The 13,696-nt window shown below is 55.5% G+C and carries 15 protein-coding genes; 8 read left to right on the top strand and 7 right to left on the bottom strand.

Features of this window, described 5'->3' with window-relative positions:
• Positions 1-60: 60 nt before the first annotated feature.
• Entirely contained in the window at positions 61-549 is a 489-nt protein-coding gene (locus ACX5K5_RS04430) for an Lrp/AsnC family transcriptional regulator (protein WP_459175084.1), read from the top strand.
• Positions 550-560: 11 nt separating this feature from the next.
• Here ACX5K5_RS04430 and ACX5K5_RS04425 read toward each other — a convergent pair whose 3' ends face one another.
• Positions 561-1,076: a MarR family winged helix-turn-helix transcriptional regulator gene (locus ACX5K5_RS04425; RefSeq protein ID WP_170947886.1), complete on the bottom strand. Its 516-nt coding sequence runs from the start codon at positions 1,074-1,076 to the stop codon at positions 561-563.
• 130 nt (positions 1,077-1,206) lie between these two features.
• On the opposite strand from ACX5K5_RS04425, the gene ACX5K5_RS04420 reads away from it, so the two are divergent.
• Both ACX5K5_RS04420 and ACX5K5_RS04415 read left to right on the top strand, forming a co-directional pair.
• Positions 1,207-1,740, top strand: a complete 534-nt coding sequence (locus ACX5K5_RS04420; RefSeq protein ID WP_096256754.1) for an NADPH-dependent F420 reductase — start codon at positions 1,207-1,209, stop codon at positions 1,738-1,740.
• Positions 1,741-1,757: 17 nt separating this feature from the next.
• Positions 1,758-2,801: an LLM class flavin-dependent oxidoreductase gene (locus ACX5K5_RS04415; RefSeq protein WP_096256753.1), complete on the top strand. Its 1,044-nt coding sequence runs from the start codon at positions 1,758-1,760 to the stop codon at positions 2,799-2,801.
• Positions 2,802-2,897: 96 nt separating this feature from the next.
• On the opposite strand, the gene ACX5K5_RS04410 is transcribed toward ACX5K5_RS04415, so the two are convergent.
• Together ACX5K5_RS04410 and ACX5K5_RS04405 are read right to left on the bottom strand one after the other, a co-directional pair.
• Positions 2,898-4,520 carry a monocarboxylic acid transporter gene (locus ACX5K5_RS04410; RefSeq protein WP_096256752.1) on the bottom strand — a complete coding sequence of 541 codons (1,623 nt, stop codon included), beginning with the start codon at positions 4,518-4,520 and terminating at the stop codon, positions 2,898-2,900.
• Positions 4,520-4,864 (bottom strand): DUF485 domain-containing protein, encoded by a 345-nt coding sequence (locus tag ACX5K5_RS04405; protein WP_096256751.1) that lies wholly within the window; start codon positions 4,862-4,864, stop codon positions 4,520-4,522. The genes ACX5K5_RS04410 and ACX5K5_RS04405 overlap by 1 nt, the downstream gene beginning before the upstream one ends.
• Before the next feature lie 198 nt (positions 4,865-5,062).
• Here ACX5K5_RS04405 and ACX5K5_RS04400 point away from each other — a divergent pair, with 198 nt between their 5' ends.
• The 5 genes from ACX5K5_RS04400 (at position 5,063) to ACX5K5_RS04380 (ending at position 9,975) form a co-directional block, all read left to right on the top strand.
• Positions 5,063-6,250: a sensor histidine kinase gene (locus tag ACX5K5_RS04400; protein ID WP_459175083.1), complete on the top strand. Its 1,188-nt coding sequence runs from the start codon at positions 5,063-5,065 to the stop codon at positions 6,248-6,250.
• Positions 6,251-6,270: 20 nt separating this feature from the next.
• Positions 6,271-6,987, top strand: coding sequence for a LytR/AlgR family response regulator transcription factor (locus tag ACX5K5_RS04395; RefSeq protein WP_443447163.1), 717 nt, complete (start codon positions 6,271-6,273; stop codon positions 6,985-6,987).
• On the top strand, positions 6,984-7,355 hold the full coding sequence (locus ACX5K5_RS04390; RefSeq protein ID WP_229677046.1) for a hypothetical protein: 372 nt from the start codon (positions 6,984-6,986) through the stop codon (positions 7,353-7,355). Before ACX5K5_RS04395 ends, ACX5K5_RS04390 begins: the two co-directional genes overlap by 4 nt.
• Positions 7,352-8,821 (top strand): sodium/solute symporter, encoded by a 1,470-nt coding sequence (locus tag ACX5K5_RS04385; RefSeq protein WP_459175082.1) that lies wholly within the window; start codon positions 7,352-7,354, stop codon positions 8,819-8,821. The genes ACX5K5_RS04390 and ACX5K5_RS04385 overlap by 4 nt, the downstream gene beginning before the upstream one ends.
• Before the next feature lie 554 nt (positions 8,822-9,375).
• Positions 9,376-9,975: a hypothetical protein gene (locus ACX5K5_RS04380; RefSeq protein ID WP_459175081.1), complete on the top strand. Its 600-nt coding sequence runs from the start codon at positions 9,376-9,378 to the stop codon at positions 9,973-9,975.
• A 74-nt stretch (positions 9,976-10,049) separates the two neighbouring features.
• Here the strand turns inward: ACX5K5_RS04380 and ACX5K5_RS04375 are convergent, their stop codons facing one another.
• The 4 genes from ACX5K5_RS04375 to pyrH form a co-directional block, all read right to left on the bottom strand.
• A complete protein-coding gene (locus tag ACX5K5_RS04375) occupies positions 10,050-10,622 on the bottom strand; it encodes a DivIVA domain-containing protein (protein ID WP_382344636.1) in 573 nt (190 codons plus the stop codon).
• Positions 10,623-10,765: 143 nt separating this feature from the next.
• Positions 10,766-12,277, bottom strand: coding sequence for a phosphatidate cytidylyltransferase (locus ACX5K5_RS04370; protein ID WP_459175080.1), 1,512 nt, complete (start codon positions 12,275-12,277; stop codon positions 10,766-10,768).
• Positions 12,277-12,834, bottom strand: coding sequence for a ribosome recycling factor (gene frr, locus ACX5K5_RS04365; RefSeq protein ID WP_096256744.1), 558 nt, complete (start codon positions 12,832-12,834; stop codon positions 12,277-12,279). Before frr ends, ACX5K5_RS04370 begins: the two co-directional genes overlap by 1 nt.
• A 114-nt stretch (positions 12,835-12,948) precedes the next feature.
• Positions 12,949-13,671, bottom strand: coding sequence for a UMP kinase (gene pyrH, locus ACX5K5_RS04360; RefSeq protein ID WP_096256743.1), 723 nt, complete (start codon positions 13,669-13,671; stop codon positions 12,949-12,951).
• Between the last annotated feature and the right edge of the window lie 25 nt (positions 13,672-13,696).

Here is a 13,696-nt window from a genome sequence, read left to right as displayed (position 1 = left end):
GAAAGTAAATAAAGCAAAACGCACTATCCAGACCCGTGAGCGGGTGCTAATGTGCGCATTATGCAACCTTTAGACACCACTGATCGACGAATCCTGCTCTCGCTATCAAAGCTCACCCGAAGAACCGCTTCATCGCTGGCAACAGCGCTTGGCTTGGGCAGAAATACCGTGCAGTCAAGACTCAATCGTTTAGAAACCGAAGTCCTCTCCCCCATAGATCGACGGATCCCACCGACGGTTCTGGGCTTTGGCTTGTTGTCCTTTATTGAGCTGCACGTGGACCAACGTCATTTGGAGGAGATTGCCAAGAAGTTGGCGCAGATCCCCGAAGTTTTAGAAGCTCATGGGCTGACCGGTTCGGCCGATGTTTTAGTGCGTGCCGCAGCCGCAAACGCCGAGGAACTTTTCCGCGTGCATGGGTTGCTGTTGAATATCGAAGGAGTCAACCGCGCCGATTCGGCCCTATCCATGGCTGAGCTAGTTCCTTATCGCACCACTAAACTCATTGAGCTCTCGCTGGCCCAAGATTTGGAGGGCAAGCGCGGCTAAGAAGGCACTAGTTACCCCAGCGCATCCATCGCTTCGCAAGGGTTCATCCCCGGTTGCGCCCGATGAATACTTGTCGAAAGCTCCGAGACCAGATGCGCTAATTGCGCGGATTGCTCTACATTCAGGCCTACCAAAAGTTCTGCCTCCGCCTCACGCACTTTATTTTCGAGTTCTTTCAACCGCTCTTTACCGTGTGGTGTTGCAATAATCTTGCGCGCTCGTCGATCACTCGGTGCAGGCACTCTTTCCACCAGCAGGGCCTCAACGAGGTCATCGATGAGATAGGTCAGCACTGTGCGGTCAATTCCAAGATGGGCACCGAGCGCCTGTTGGTTGGCGGGGTCACGATGGACCACCGTGGAGAGCAGCTGAAACCCACGCACCGAACCTGGCAGATCCCCCACGCAGTGCGTAAGCGCCAGTTGGTGTCCACGCAAGATCATTCCGAGATGCCACCCAAGGTCTCCGGGCAGGAAATCGCCGAGGGCGGTGTCGTTATGGTGCGCGGCAGTGCGTGAGGTACTCATGATCACCAGCATATCCGAATTTACGGGGTTGCACAGATGTTCTGTTATCAATATAGTCTGCTTTACAGAACAAATTGCTGAAAGGCGGCTCAGCTCGTCATGCAAGAAACCGGTCGATCAACACAAACCATTGGCATCCTCGGCGCCGGGCGCGGAAGCGGTCTCGGCAGGCGAAGTAGCCTCCACCGACATAGTGATTATGGCAATGCCGCTGCATAAATACACGCCGCTCGATGCCCAAGCGTTGCATGGGAAAACCGTCGTAGACGCCATGAACTACTGGGCTGGAGCCGACGGCCAGATTGCAGATTTTGCCCAGCCACTTTTGCCTTCCAGCCAGGTCGTCGCAGGACATCATTCCGGCTCCCACGTTACAAAGTCCTCTCACCACGTTGGTTACCACGAGCTGGAACCTGATGCCTCGCCTGCGCACACCACAGGCCGCCGGGCTCTTGCCGTCGCCGGAGATAATGCACAAGCTAAAGCTAATGTCCTGGACTTCATCCACCGACTCGGATTCGACTGCGTTGATGCCGGAGCGCTCAGTGCTGGCCGCCAATTCGAACCGGGCAACCCACTGTTCAACGGCCGCGTTGATACGGCGCAGTTATCCGCACTGTTCGCGGACTCAAAATCTCAATCTGATGACCAATTCGGCGAGTAACCAAGGACGGCAAACTTATGGAAATCGGCTCTTACAGTTTCGGTGATACTCAACGAAACTCTGACGGATCATTAGGTTCAACAGCCCAAGCCATCACCAACCTTTTCCAAGCGATCAAGGTGGCTGACCAAAGCGGACTGGATTACTTCGGTATTGGTGAACACCACACCACTACGATGCCAGCTTCTTCTCCTGGCGCACTGATCAACGCCGCCGCGGCAGCAACTAAGCAGATTATCCTAGGAAGTGCCGCCAGTATTATCAGTACCGATGACCCGGTGCGCGTATACCAACAGTTCGCCACGGCAGATATCATCTCCGGCGGCGGACGCGTTGAAATTACCGCCGGCCGTGGCTCTTCGGTCGAGACGTTTCCGCTCTTTGGATATGACCTCCAAGAGTATGACGAGCTCTACGCTCAGAAGCTTGACCTGCTGATGACCATCAACAATTCAACGAATGAAAATGTCACATGGTCTGGCAGTAAACGTCCGGCGTTAGCCGACCTCGCCGTGGTACCTCGCCCAGTTCAAGGAACGCTGCCCATCTGGCTAGCCACCGGCGGAAACGCGGCATCTTCTGCTCGCGCCGGTCAATTAGGTCTACCCATCTCCTACGGAATTATCGGCGGGGCACCACACCGGTTTGCCCCGCTCGCTGAGCTCTACCGGAAGTCTGGTGCTGCTGCCGGACGCAATGAACAAGACCTGAAGATTTCCGTCGCTGCCTTGGGACTTGTCGCACCCACAAAACAAGAAGCGCTGGATCGTTTCTACCCGGGTTGGTACAACTTGAACGTGGAAATGGGCAGACTACGGGGCTGGCCGGCACCGGATAAACGCGCCTATGATTCCCAAGCCGAAGCCCCGGGCGCCTACTACGTCGGGTCCCCCGATGAGGTAGCCGAACGAATCGTGCATTTGCACGGCTACCTCGGACATATGCGCCATTTCTTACAGACCGACATTGGTGGCCTACCGCAAGAACACCTCTTAGAATCCATTATCTTACTGGCCACCGAGGTTAAACCACGGGTCCAACGCTTATTGGCCCAAAAGTAGATTTTCTCCACAGCACAAAGCAGTGGCCGGGACCGGTCTTGACGACTGGTCCCGGCCACTACCGGTTGTTCACCTACAAACTAGATTGTTGATCGTTTAGTGATCAACTGCCTTCTCGGCACCCACACCGGTCAGCGAACGAACTTCCATTTCTGCCTGCTTGGTGATGTCTTCGGTACCTGGATCGGTAATCGAACCCAACCAACCGAGAATGAAGGCCAATGGGATGGACACAATGCCCGGGTTAGCCAGCGGGAAGATGGAGATATCGATGCCTGGAACCATCGCAGTTGGCGATCCGGAGAATACTGGGGAGAAGATGATCAGCAAGATTGCCGAACCCAAACCACCGTACATGGACCACACCGCGCCACGCGTCTTGAAGCCCTTCCAGAACAGCGAGTACAGAATCGTTGGCAGGTTTGCCGAGGCTGCTACGGCGAAGGCCAGCGCCACCAAGAAGGCGACGTTCTGTCCCTGAGCACCGATACCACCGGCGATAGCGAAGATACCGATCACGATCACCGTGCGACGGGCAACCTTCATTTCCTTTTCCGGGGTCGTCTTGTCCTTGGCAATCACCGAAGCGTAGACATCGTGTGCGAAGGATGCCGCGGCGGTAATCGTCAGACCAGCGACCACTGCAAGGATCGTCGCGAATGCGACCGCGGAAATCAGACCCAGCAGCAGGGTGCCGCCCAGTTCATAGGCCAGCAATGGAGCCGCGGAGTTCACGCCGCCCGGAGCGGCCTTGATCTTGTCTGGGCCGATCAGCGCGCCGGCGCCGAAGCCAAGAACCAGGGTGAACAGGTAGAAAGCGCCGATCAACCAGATCGCCCAAACTACGGACTTGCGAGCTTCCTTCGCGGTAGGAACCGTGTAGAAGCGCATCAGCACGTGCGGCAGGCCAGCGGTACCAAGCACCAGGGCCAAGGCCAAGGAGATGAAGTCGAGCTTCGAGGTTTCGGACTTACCGTACTGCATACCCGGGTTCAGAATTTCTGGGTTGCCAGCTACCTCGGCGGCTTTGCCCAGCAGAGCTGAGAAGTTGAAATCGAATAGTGCCAGAGTCCAGATGGTCATGACCAATGCGCCGGCGATCAGCAGGCAGGCCTTGATGATCTGCACCCAGGTGGTGCCCTTCATCCCGCCGATCAGTACATACATGATCATCAATGCGCCCACGACGATGATGACCAGTGACTGGCCAAACTTCTCATCGATGCCCAGCAACAGCGAGACCAGCGCACCGGCGCCAGCCATCTGTGCCAGCAGGTAGAACACGCATACGGCAAGAGTGGAGATCGCCGCGGCAATACGTACCGGACGCTGCTTGAGGCGGAAGGAAAGCACATCAGCCATGGTGAACTTACCGGTGTTACGCAGTAGTTCGGCCACCAGCAGCAGTGCGACAAGCCATGCGACGAGGAAGCCAATGGAGTAAAGGAATCCGTCATACCCGTTGATCGCGATCGCGCCAACAATGCCCAGGAAGGAAGCTGCCGAAAGGTAGTCGCCGGCGATGGCGGTACCATTTTGGGTTCCGGTGAAGGAACGACCACCGGCATAATAATCCGCCGCGGTTTTGTTGTTCTTACTTGCCTTCAGCACAATCACCAGAGTGATGCCGACAAAGGCTGCGAAAATCGCAATGTTTACTAGCGGGTTACCCACCTGGGTAGCCTCGGCCGCTTGGGCCAGGATCAGCGAAGAATTCATTAGTTCACGCCCTCTTTTTCAAGGCGCTTACGAATTTTCGCTGCCTTAGGATCAAGCTTTTTGTTGGAGAAGTGCACATACATGCCGGTAATGACGAAGGTTGAGACAAACTGCAACAGGCCAAGAAGGATACCCATGTTGACGTTGCCGAAGACCTTGATGGACATGAAGTCGTGGAAGTAGTCGGCAAGTAAGACGTAAGCGAAATACCAGACGAGGAAAAAGATTGCCATGGGGAAAACGAAGCTGCGGTGAGTCTTGCGCAGTTCCTGGAATTCTTCCGAATCCCTTTCCGCCACAAAATCAATGTCCTCTGAGACATCGGGTTGCGGTTCAGCACTCATTGGTGCCCTCCTTGAGCGAATTGCAAAATAGTGATGATGCACACATGTGCGTTGTGACTAAGTTCACTATTGGCTATTTGTGTCCAGCTCACTAGGGGTTGCGTAACATACGTGGCCTAACGGATAAATTCTTGCGCCCAACGGCAGGTTGCCTAACGACGAACGGTTAGCGGTATTGGGTGGCTTTAGGATGGGCTTATGTCTCCCGCGTTGCAGATCACCCTCATCGTCACCATCGTGATTGTTGGCATCGCCATTGTTGGCTACCTTGGTTTTAAGATTTCCCGCTCCACTAAGGAGCTGGGTACCTACGCCGAAGAAGCTACCTTCCAGGCCCTGCACCATATGTCTGTAGCGGTACCGCACCTAGGACGCGGCCTCACCGAAGAAGGGGCTGCAAAAAGTGCCAAGGCGTTACGTAAACTTCTGGGCTGCTCAGCATTTGTGATTAGTGATTCCCAACAAATTCTCGCTACCGACTCGGCTATTGACTTTACGCCCGGGCTTGAAGAGCGCACTCAGGCTATCGGCATCTCGGCAATCACTAGTCAGAAAACGCAAGTTCATCGCACCCCCGGCTTTGATCTTGTGGCCGCCCCCATATTGGCCGGTGGGCAAGCAGTAGGCACCGTGACTGCGTTGTCCGAACGCGCTGGAGCAAGCTTCGTACGCGCCGTATCTGAGGTAGCGGTTTTCGTTTCTGCCCAGGTCAGCACCGCAGAACTCGACGAGTCAAAAGCGAAGTTGCTCGAGGCGCAGATGCGTGCGCTACGTGCGCAAATCTCCCCACATTTCATCTACAACTCGCTGAACGCCATTGCCTCATTTATCAACACCGATCCGGCCAGGGCACGTGAGCTAGTGATTGAATTTGCTGACTTCACCCGGTATTCGTTCCGCCGGCGTGGTGAATTCACTACTTTGGCCGAAGAGCTCGAGGCAATTGACCGGTACCTGCTGTTGGAAAAGGCGCGTTTTGGGGACCGCATCAAGGTCTCCTTGCAAATCGCTCCCGAAGTACTTACCACCCAAATCCCCTTCCTCTGTCTACAGCCATTAGTGGAGAACGCCGTCCACCACGGATTGGAAGCACGCCCCGATGGCGGGAGAATCTCGATTACCGCCACCGAGGACGGACTACACGCGGTGATCAGCGTCGAAGACGACGGGGCAGGTATGGATCCAGAGCAGCTAGCCTCTGTTTTGGCCGGAACTACCGTCAATATGCATGTGGGACTGCGTAACGTGGATGTCAGGCTACGTCAGCTCTATGGCAACGCCAATGGCCTGATTATCGATACCGCGCCAGACGAGGGAACGCTTATCACCTTAAGAATCCCGAAGTTCCGCCCCCCACAGACCTTAGAACCAGACGTAATGCCCTAAGCAAAGGTAGAGTTTTAGGCATGATTAATGTGGTCGTTGCCGATGATGAACTTCCAGCGGTAGAAGAAATATCTTTTCTGCTCGGACAAGACTCGCGAATCGGAAAAATTCACCGAGCAACCTCCGGCGCCGCAGCGCTCAAAGCCTTAGAAGAAAACGATGTAGATGCCCTGTTCTTGGACATCCACATGCCAGCACTGTCTGGACTGGACATTGCCCGAGTAATCTCCCGTTTCACTCATCCGCCACTGATCGTATTTGTCACCGCAGACGAAGACCAAGCCTTAAAGGCCTTCGAACTGGCGGCTATCGACTACGTGCTTAAACCCATCCGCCCGCAGCGACTGGCCGAATCCGTCCGCCGCATCTGCGAATTGGTTGAAGACGAACCGGCAAAGCCGGAAATGATCACCGTTGATCAAGGTGGCATCACCAAGCTCATACCGCGTGACGAAATCGGTTTTGTACAGGCTCAAGGTGATTACGCCCGGCTACACACTCGCGAGTCCAGCTACCTGATTCGTGTACCGCTCAACGATTTGGAACAGCAGTGGGCAGAATCCGGTTATGTGCGCATTCACCGCTCCTATTTGGTCTCCATGGACAAGATCGAGACTGTGCGGTTGCAAACCGGTAAGGCTGCGGTAGTGGTCAACGGCGTTGAACTGCCGATTTCGCGCCGGGCGCTGCCCTACCTTCGCGAACGCCTAGCCGCAAACCGGGTTCGTCCATTGTGAGCGAACCTTTAGGTCGCTTTGCCCAGCAACGTCCGCAACGTGTGCGGGTACAGGCTCCGCAGGACGCAAGCCTAGACATCCCCGCTACGCGGCCCGAGCAGAGCGCCGAGAACTTTTATGTACGCCAGTTGATCAGCTCCCAGCTACGTCTGGCGGTGGCCGTAGCTGCTGGGTTACTGATCATGCTGGTGGGGATCTCCGCGATCTTGGTTTTTTGGCCTGTGGTCTCGCAGATCATGCTCTTTAATATTCCACTGCCTTGGTGGATTTTGGGTGTAGGTATTTACCCATTGATCATCATTGCCGGCTTGCTTTATAACCGGGCAGCAACACGTAACGAACGGCGCTACCGGAGTATCTCTCGATGACTAACTTGTTTTCCGTGTTGGCTTTGGTTCTTGTCAGCCTGACCACCATGCTGATCGCCTTCTACGGGCTGCGACTATCTCGCACCACCAGTGACTTTTATGTTGCTTCGCGTACCGTGCGACCGTGGTGGAATGCGTCTGCCATCGGTGGCGAGTACCTCTCGGCCGCCTCATTCTTGGGCGTCGCAGGACTGATTGTGCTCAGTGGACAATCCGGGCTGTGGTTCCCGATTGGCTACACAGCCGGATATTTGATGCTCTTGTTATTCGTTGCTGCACCGTTGCGCCGGTCGCAGGCTTATACGATTCCGGACTTTGCCCAGATCCGCTTCGAAGATTCGATCATGCTACGTAAAATCACCACCTACTTGGTGGTGATCATCTGTTGGTTATATATCGTCCCCCAGATGCATGGGGCGGCATTAACGCTGTCCATTACCACCGGGCTCCCTGGCTGGATTGGCCCACTTATTGTCGCCGCGGTGGTGTGTCTGACGGTGGTATCCGGTGGCATGCGTTCGGTGACGTTTGTGCAGGCATTCCAATACTGGTTCAAACTTGCGGCCTTAGTGATCCCCACACTTTTTGTACTCTTCCAAGTCTTGCCCGAGTATTCGGTCCCCGAGCGAGCCGCGGCGGTTGCTGGGCAATTAAAATCGATCAGTTCGATGAGCCTGTATGAAACCATCTCGATTATCCTGGCTCTGCTCTTTGGCACGCTCGGTCTACCGCACGTTCTGGTGCGCTTCTATACAAACCCGACGGGACACGCGGCACGCACCACTACGGCGATAGTGCTCTGCCTGCTCTCTGTTTTTTACCTGTTGCCGACCACCTTGGGTGTCTTGGGAATTCTCTACACCAAAGATCTTTCGGCATCCAACGCTGATGCCACCATCTTGCTCTTACCGCACAGTGTCTTTGACGGGGTCCTTGCAGATTTATTGACCGCCGTGGTGGTGGGGGGCGCGTTTGCCGCGTTCTTGTCTACCACCTCCGGGTTGGCAGTCTCATTGGCCGGAGCACTTTCACAGGAGTTCTTCAATGGCACCGTGCGCGGTTTTAGGATCTCCACGGTACTTGCCACAGCGATTCCGGTAGTTGTGGCCTTACTAACTAGCTCGTTGGCGCTAGCCGGTGCTATTGGCAACGTCTTCGCGTTTACCGCGTCGACGATCTGCCCGCTGCTACTACTGGGCATCTGGTGGCGTTCTTTGACTGCGCGCGGGGCGATTGCCGGCATGTTGGCAGGTGCTGCAAGCTGTGGGCTCGCTCTGCTCGGTTCAAGCATGATGCCGAACAACGACTCGTTCTGGGTGTTGATGCTCCGCCAGCCGGCCGCATGGAGCGTCCCACTAGCCTTTGTGGTGATGATCTTGGTATCCAAAAAATCCACACGGAAGATTCCCACGAATGTCGACCGCGTCATGGCATTACTGCACGTGCCAGAACGCAGCTACAAGTAGCCTGTTTCAGACCCAAAAGTTCGCCCAGACCAGCCGGTACGAGTCGCTAACGAGCTTTCCGTAGTGCAACCAAGCAGGCATCGTTACGCCCCCCTAGTACTTAAGGACGATGTACTGATTTCAGTGAGACTGTTAGCCTCGAATAAATAGTTCATCTAACGAAAGTTCGCGTAATCCGCATGTCGAAGTTGAGATGTAAGAATCTGCTTTGAGCGTTGCTCACGTATCGGCTGTCAGAGGGAGAGGACAGGAATGTACGTTTTTATTGGAATTTTTTTAATGATAGTCGTTGCCTTTGGGAGCCCATATTTTTGGAATTCCTCTGCTGATCCTTCACTGTACTCAGCGATCACGACCTCAGTTGCTTCGGTACTGTTCATTGGAACAGGGTGGCTCATTGACCGGCGGATACAGCAGAACAAGGCCAAACGCGCAGCGGCTGAGATTTAGGGGGCCACGGCCCCGTTTTGATGGCTATGTACTAGCGCAGTCAGATCTCAGGGATCCTAAACTGAAACCAGAAAATCTCTACTGACTCACAGGGAGGATCACCGATGCCCACAGAACACCCTGTTAACGACCCCGCATGGACTCCGCCCCGACTGATCCACACATTCACCGGTCATTTGTTCACCGGAACACTGAAACTATTGGTTGTTGCGCAGCTTTTCTGGGTGTCCACCCTATTCGGTGACTCTATGACCGCAAGTTTGGGAACTAGCATAGGCGTGCTGGTGGCGACTCTGCTCCTCGGAGAGCTTCTCGCCGTAGGTATTGAACGTCCCTTTGTGATTCGAGGAAGACTCAACGAACCTGGCGGCTGGGGTTATAGCGTACTGCCGTTGCTCGCATACCTTCTGACCGGGGCCGTGTTTGCCTTCATTGCGTGGGGCAATTCAGTCACCGCAGTGGTCTTTGGAATTATTCATGCGGCGGTGAACATGGGTTTATTTTTCCTGATTAGGCCCTGGCAGGCAGGTGAAACTCAGCAGGAGACCGACGCGAAGTTGGCCGAGTTCAAAGCCATGACTAAGGAGCACTTCGCAGAGGACATCGTGGAAATCAAAACACGAGCCCGGGAACGAACTAAAAACGCCTACTACGCTACAAAAGACAAAAAACGACGCCAGTCAAAATCTGAAGACCAAGACTAAACGCTTAAACTACATCGCGGCCGCTACGGAACATCTGTTCCCTAGCGGCCGCGGCGTGTTTTGTGCGTGAAAATCTAGTCTATCGAGGCCATCAGCTCGACCACACGGTCCAAGAAGGCATCCACCTGCGACTCTTCATAGCCTTCTGTACCCACCGCAGAGCGGAACTCCACGCGACGTACCGAGTCGACTGCCATAGGCACGTCACGCTCGAAGTAATCGATGAGCTGATCACACAAGCGGTCAACGTCCTCAATGTTGTAGCTCGCTGCGTTTGCTCGAGAAGGGCGACGGAAACGCTCACCCTTAGAACGGTGCAAACGTCCGCGTAAGATCGCTGCGAGGCGGCCGACCTGTTGCAGCCACACTTCTTCACCTTGGTGGGCAATCAGGTCATCACGCTCGCGCTTAGCAAAGACGTCTTCTAGACGGTCCAATGCACCATCAACTTCGCGGGCCTGGTAGCCGCCCTTTTGCGGCGCAAAGGTAGTGCGACGGATTAGGTGGCTAGTCACCACGGCATCATCGTTTCCGCCGCCGTTGAAGGTGGCACGCGCCCGGCTCAGAAACGCATCAACCTGCTTAACGTTGTAGCCGAAGTCCTTTTCCGGGACCCGGGAGAACGGAGCATCTTGTTGCTGCGACACGACTATTCCTTAGTTCTAGACGAAAAGTCATCAGGCGTACCGCGATGACGCGGCACCCTTCAATCTTATGTGTTGTGAAATATTTTGGTGCCATAGGCACACCGAATGGTGCAGATCCGTGTGCGGGTCCACACCATTCGGGTTTAGAAGACTGCGACGCTCCACTCCAAGAAGTGCGAGACAAGGTAGGCCAACGGGATAGCGAAGAGCAACGAATCGAGTCGATCCATAATGCCGCCGTGACCCGGCAACAGGTTACTCATATCCTTGATCCCCAGTTCACGCTTAACCATCGACTCGGCGAAGTCGCCAGTTGTCGCTGCGATGGTCGTGAAGCAAGCGAGAATGACACCAGACCACCAAGGCATGTCCAGCCAGTAGTTCGCGGCCAGCGCGCCAATGACCATGGAACCAACCATGGATCCGGCAAAGCCTTCCCAAGACTTCTTGGGAGAAATCTTTGGAGCCATAGGATGTTTACCGAAGAGCACGCCCACCGCGTAGCCAAAGGTGTCGTTACTGACCACAAGCAACAAAATGGTGGTAATCAGTAGGTTGCCGTTATCCCCGCGCATCACCAGCAAGGCGAAACTAAGTAGTAATGGCACCCAACTGATAATGAAGACACTGCTCATCACCGAGGCCACGGCGCCCTTGAGTCCATCCAAAATTCGGAAGACCAAAGCAAGGACCAGACTACCTAAGTAGGCAAAGCTCAACGCATCTAGTCCCCCGAGGATCGCGCTTACGGGAAGGAGCACAGAGGCCAGATACAGCGGGAACTGCTGCACCTCAGTTTTCGCATAGGTTGTCGCACGAGCGACTTCCCACGAGCCGATGCCCGCCAAGACCACGATGAGGGCAACCAGTAAGGCAGGTACCCAGAAAAGTCCCACCATGGCCAGGCCAAGCATGCCCAAACCTACGCCGATGGCAGCTGGCAGGTTTCGTCCCGCCCGCGACTTCTTCGGCGGTCCACCGATGAGTAGTTCGGCTGGAATCTCAGCTTCTTCAGGCTCGGCATGTCCAGTTTCGGCTAAGTCTTTGCTATCCGAGTGCGGCGGAGCCGGTTGAGCTTCTGCCGGTGACTTTGAAGCCTGAGTTTTTTCAACGGACCGTCCGGTGGCCGGTACCGGGGCGAGAAGTTGAGCTTTCGCCTCGGCCTTCGCCTTCGATTTGGACGCATCACTTGCCGGTGTCGGAGCCTGAACCGGCTCCGGCGTTGCTACTGGCGTTGCTGACTGCTGCGTCTTTCCTACAGGCTTGGATGTACCTGGCGTATCAACCGGCGCCTTCACATTAGCCGGACGGATCACCGGCACCGGCTTTGGTGCGACGTGATCCATCGGCTTTGACTTTTCCCCTACCGGGATCTTTGCCTTGGCTTCTGCCTGAGGTTCGATACTTTTTGGGGTCGCCACAGGAGTTTGAGGCGGCACTGTCTCGGGGGTGTTCGGTGCTGAAGCCTGTGGCTGCACGCTCTCGGACTTCTCCCCCGACAAAGCACGCTTAAGTTTCGAGGCGCGGGAATTTCCGCGTTCGGCGGCTTCGCGCTGTGCGCGAGCTTCTCGCCGAGTCATAGGCTGGTTTTCGCCGGATGCCACTGAGGGCACCGCCGAAGCGTTGCCCTCAGTGTTGTCTGTCGAGCCTGGCATTAGACTTCCAGCAGCTCTGCTTCTTTTTTCTTCAGAATCTCATCGACCGAATCAACGTGTGACTTGGTCAGTGCGTCGAGTTCCTTTTCAGCGCGGCTGCCGTCATCTTCACCAATTTCGCCATCCTTGACGAACTTATCGATGCTGTCCTTGGCCTTGCGACGGTGGCTACGCACCGCAACCTTGGCATCTTCGCCCTTGGAGCGAGCCAGCTTGACGTATTCTTTACGACGTTCCTCGGTCAGTACCGGAAGCGTAACGCGAATCATCTTGCCATCGCTCGATGGGTTAGCACCGACCTCTGGGTCACCCAAGGCCTTTTCGATAGCTCGCATTGCGGAGATATCGAACGGGCTGATGGTGATGGTGCGTGCTTCAGGCACAGCAAAGGATGCCAGCTGCATCAGTGGGGTTGGGGAACCGTAGTAGTCCACCATGACCTTGGAATACATGCCTGGGTGGGCGCGACCGGTACGGATCGTCGCGAAGTCCTCCTTGGCGGCTTCAATGGTGCGGTCCATCTTTTCGGCGGCTTCCGCCAACGTTTCGTCAATCACCGGTACTCCTCAGTACTTTTACCTTGTGTTCCACGCTCCCCGACCCCCGCAGCACGGGCGATCCTAGGAGCGCAGAACAACTACATCTAATTCAATCCTATGTCACGAACACCCTTATGGGGTGACGGTGGTGCCAATCCGCTCGCCGCGAATGGCGCGGGCCACATTTCCTTCGCCTTCCATGCCGAAGACCAGCATGTTCAAGGCATTGTCTTGGCACATGGTCATAGCGGTCTGGTCCATCACGCGGATGTCGCGTTGTAGCGCCTCGGAGTAGGTCAGGGTGTCCAGCTTCTTAGCGTTTGGATCCTTCTTTGGGTCTGCGGTGTAGACACCATCTACGCCGCTCTTGGCCATCAGCACCTCGTCAGCATCAACTTCGAGGGCACGCTGAGCGGCCACGGTGTCGGTGGAGAAATATGGCAGGCCGGCGCCGGCACCGAAGATGACTACGCGGTCTTTTTCCATGTGGCGGATGGCGCGACGTGGAATGTAGTTCTCCGCCACCTGAGCCATGGCAATGGCGGACTGGACGCGAGTTTCTACTCCGCACTGTTCCAAGAAGTCCTGCAGCGCCAGACAGTTCATGACGGTGCCAAGCATGCCCATGTAGTCCGCGCGGGAGCGATCCATACCAGCGGCTGATAGCTCGGCGCCACGGAAGAAGTTTCCGCCACCGACAACGATGGCTACTTCTACTTCACCAACGGTCGCTGCAATCTGTTCTGCAATTCCGCGCACGGTGGTCGGGTCAACACCGACGTTACCTCCGCCGAAGACCTCTCCGGAAAGCTTTAGCAGGACGCGGCGTCGTTTAGTTTCTGGACTGGTAGGCATGGAATCTATCTCCTGAGGGTTGAGA

The sequence above is a fragment of the Glutamicibacter bergerei genome, assembly GCF_054495185.1.
Note: the sequence above shows the minus strand (reverse complement) of the source record. Positions and strands in the feature narration are given on the sequence as shown.

What these genes read in the sequence shown, in the direction of transcription:
- ACX5K5_RS04370 (WP_459175080.1), bottom strand. Translation starts at nt 12,277, where the DNA reads ATGCCAGGCTCGACAGACAACACTGAGGGCAACGCTTCGGCGGTGCCC.
- ACX5K5_RS04430 (WP_459175084.1), top strand. Translation starts at nt 61, where the DNA reads ATGCAACCTTTAGACACCACTGATCGACGAATCCTGCTCTCGCTATCA.
- ACX5K5_RS04400 (WP_459175083.1), top strand. Translation starts at nt 5,063, where the DNA reads ATGTCTCCCGCGTTGCAGATCACCCTCATCGTCACCATCGTGATTGTT.
- ACX5K5_RS04425 (WP_170947886.1), bottom strand. Translation starts at nt 1,076, where the DNA reads ATGAGTACCTCACGCACTGCCGCGCACCATAACGACACCGCCCTCGGC.
- ACX5K5_RS04380 (WP_459175081.1), top strand. Translation starts at nt 9,376, where the DNA reads ATGCCCACAGAACACCCTGTTAACGACCCCGCATGGACTCCGCCCCGA.
- ACX5K5_RS04395 (WP_443447163.1), top strand. Translation starts at nt 6,271, where the DNA reads ATGATTAATGTGGTCGTTGCCGATGATGAACTTCCAGCGGTAGAAGAA.
- ACX5K5_RS04405 (WP_096256751.1), bottom strand. Translation starts at nt 4,864, where the DNA reads ATGAGTGCTGAACCGCAACCCGATGTCTCAGAGGACATTGATTTTGTG.
- ACX5K5_RS04410 (WP_096256752.1), bottom strand. Translation starts at nt 4,520, where the DNA reads ATGAATTCTTCGCTGATCCTGGCCCAAGCGGCCGAGGCTACCCAGGTG.
- ACX5K5_RS04415 (WP_096256753.1), top strand. Translation starts at nt 1,758, where the DNA reads ATGGAAATCGGCTCTTACAGTTTCGGTGATACTCAACGAAACTCTGAC.
- ACX5K5_RS04385 (WP_459175082.1), top strand. Translation starts at nt 7,352, where the DNA reads ATGACTAACTTGTTTTCCGTGTTGGCTTTGGTTCTTGTCAGCCTGACC.
- pyrH (WP_096256743.1), bottom strand. Translation starts at nt 13,671, where the DNA reads ATGCCTACCAGTCCAGAAACTAAACGACGCCGCGTCCTGCTAAAGCTT.